This window comes from Gilliamella sp. B2717 (assembly GCF_026536675.1).
Taxonomy (GTDB): domain Bacteria; phylum Pseudomonadota; class Gammaproteobacteria; order Enterobacterales; family Orbaceae; genus Gilliamella; species Gilliamella apicola_I.
Genome location: NZ_JAFNNQ010000069.1, coordinates 1 through 2,778, shown reverse-complemented (window position 1 = coordinate 2,778; position 2,778 = coordinate 1). Strand labels below are relative to the sequence as shown.

Sequence of the window (2,778 nt, the reverse complement as noted above, 5' to 3'; positions counted from 1 at the left end):
TTTGAATCTCTATTTGTAACCAGTTGATATTCTGTTCTTTACTTAATATTTTTATTTCCGAACCTTTAAGACGCTCACCGACTTCCGTATCCGATTTTGATGCTGACGCCAGTAATTTTGCACCTTTTGATATTATCATTCTTGGTAAGTTAGCTCGTTAACTGTAGGCTGTCTGTAGGCTGCGAGATAATTTTCACCCACAATAAAGAGCATTTCGTTCATATAAATCGCTTTATTTCCATTGAGTAGAAATTTAGCTAATGGTGATTTGTCGATATTGTCAAATGTGATATATTCCAACTCGTTACTAATATCTATATTAAATTTTTTAAAATTCTCGACTTGCTGTTGATAAAGTTTTTCATTACCAAATAACTGTTTTGACTTCGCTTTACCAAAGGTAAATGAATAGGCTTGTTGATAATTAACACAAAGCTTTTTATCAGCAGGATTTAAGGTTAGTGAGATATCATCAAGTTCATCGATTCTCTTGCTTTCAAAGCGCATATAATTATTTGCTTGTTGACTAGTTAGTAAAAGGCTTTTTGTTGAATGTGTTTTATTATCTTTAACCGCTAATTCACTGTAGCAATTTGAGGTGACAGGTAACTCTTGAAACTTCCCTTCTTTTGTCACTTGAAAATGTTGTACTTCTATTGTTTCATCTTCAAAACGTTGGCGACGCTCAATAAAATAGTTTTTATCAATATTGTAATAAATAAATCCGATTGGCAAATCACCTGTTGCAGGATTTTCTCTTGTCATACCGATTCGAGAAGACAATATAATTTTATCTAAAAAATTAAATTGTTCAGAGAAAAGGTGAAGATAAACTATTTCCTCTTCATTCTCTTGTGTACCACTGATTAAAATAGGATTTATTACATTATTTATTGTTGGTAATTTTATTCCATTCAAATTAGTTAAGTAATTATTTAACTGTTCATATAAACTATTGTCATCAAATAATTTTAAATAGTGTAGATAACTTCTTGATATATTTTGAGGATAATTGTGATAATTCCCATCCTTAATAAAATCTGTTGAGCTTTGAGAATTAATTGGTAAATCTAATGCGGGAAATTTATTAGCTAATGTTAGAAATGAATTTTTGTCTTTAGGTTTTAAAAAAGACGCAACTAAAGATTCATTTATAATTAACAACTGTTCTTTGCCTAAAATCAATCTGCCTTTTGGTAATAATAATTTAGCTAAATTACTGTCTAAAACATCTTCAAATTGTAAATAATTTATCCCCCCTGTTGGTAAAATAAATTCGTTGATGATTGGTTTTTCTATTAGGTCTTTTGTCAGTAATTGGGATATATCAGATGTCTGACGTACACTAACATTATATTGATCATCATTAATATAAATGATGTTATTAACTAATTTAACTCTAAAATTGTTTAAATAATCAAAGTCATAATTATTTTTGTTCATTTGGTTATAATTTTCAACATATTCATCTAAAATCCAGTAAGGTTGCTCAATATCTTTAGCATGAACATTAGAAAAATTAAAGAAAACACATAATAAACATATGATTCTTATTAACATTATATTTTTTTTAATTAAAGAAAGATAAAACCCATGCATATTATTAGTTCCTCTAATTTTCAACCAACTCTTTTAAATATTTACCATTGACATCTTTTTCTGTTTTCACAAAAAACTGATTTTCTAAAAATTGACTCTCAAAAACACGAACATCATAATGAACCCAATTGCTCGCAATACTTTTATTATCACGCCCTTTTTTTGGATGATATCTTGTATAACTATTTTCTAAAGCAATGCCATTAGAATGAAACCATCTATATTCCGCATTTGTTTTTTCCGTCAAAATATCTCTAACTAAATCACAACAAACAATCCTTTCATCATTGGTGTGTTTCGATTTAGCTTTTTCTTTTTTAATTACATGGATATCGAGAGCTTTACCCATATGGTTAGTACTTCGTCGATTATGATAAATATTATCCGCCCAACATCTATAACCAGAAGATACAATATCAACTGTCAAATGTTGATATCTTTCATCTGAATCGATATAAAACATAATGCTTCTTAATACCCAAAACAATGTTCTATGTAGGCCTGGATATTCAATTCCTGATGCATAATTTTTACCTGTTTTTCCATTATTGGTTTTATTTAGACCAAACCCATCACAAGTTGGCTCTTTTAGATTAGTAAAAGTTGAACATTTACAGTTAGCTTGAGCAAAATATGATGCTATTGGATATTCCTCTTGAAACTTATCAATCGCTTCAATTACTGGAATATCAACAACACCCGTTTCTTCAACTTTCATATAATCACGTTGAAACTGTTTGATCATGTTTTCTGTTCTTTCCGTAAACTCATCAGTCGGGACATTGCCACCAAAACCAGCAAGACGGATATTGATTTCTCGAATTATTTCATCTTTATCGCCTTTTTGGAAAAGCACTTTATTATCAGAGAAATAATTTACCATAGATACAGGATGTATAAACCACGCCCTACCATTTTGACTTAAGGTGACAAGCCTTGATGAAGTTTCGGCTTGTTTACTTGAGGTGTCTGCTGATTGCTCTTTTTTAGTTTCAGTGTCACTTTGTTCCGTCTGTTGACTTTGCTTACTTTGCTTAGCTAAACCTTTGGCTACATCATCCCACCAGAGCATTTTTGTCGCTTTTTCTTTGGTTTTTTCCCATAATTTATACTTCTCCTCTAACTCATTTATTTTACCCAATAAGTTTAGTTGCTCTTGTGTTAATTTCTTGTCGGGTG

Annotated in this window: 2 protein-coding genes; both read right to left on the bottom strand. The window is 30.2% G+C overall.

What is annotated here, in order from left to right; all coding sequences use genetic code 11:
• Positions 1-135: 135 nt before the first annotated feature.
• Positions 136-1,599 carry a hypothetical protein gene (locus tag J3U35_RS06670; protein ID WP_267360388.1) on the bottom strand — a complete coding sequence of 488 codons (1,464 nt, stop codon included), beginning with the start codon at positions 1,597-1,599 and terminating at the stop codon, positions 136-138.
• Positions 1,600-1,612: 13 nt separating this feature from the next.
• A partial coding sequence (locus J3U35_RS06665; RefSeq protein WP_267360387.1) for a peptidoglycan-binding domain-containing protein occupies positions 1,613-2,778 on the bottom strand: 1,166 nt, incomplete at its 5' end.

Coding starts and splice junctions, on each gene's coding strand:
- J3U35_RS06670 (WP_267360388.1), bottom strand. CDS start 1,599: ATGCATGGGTTTTATCTTTCTTTAATTAAAAAAAATATAATGTTAATA.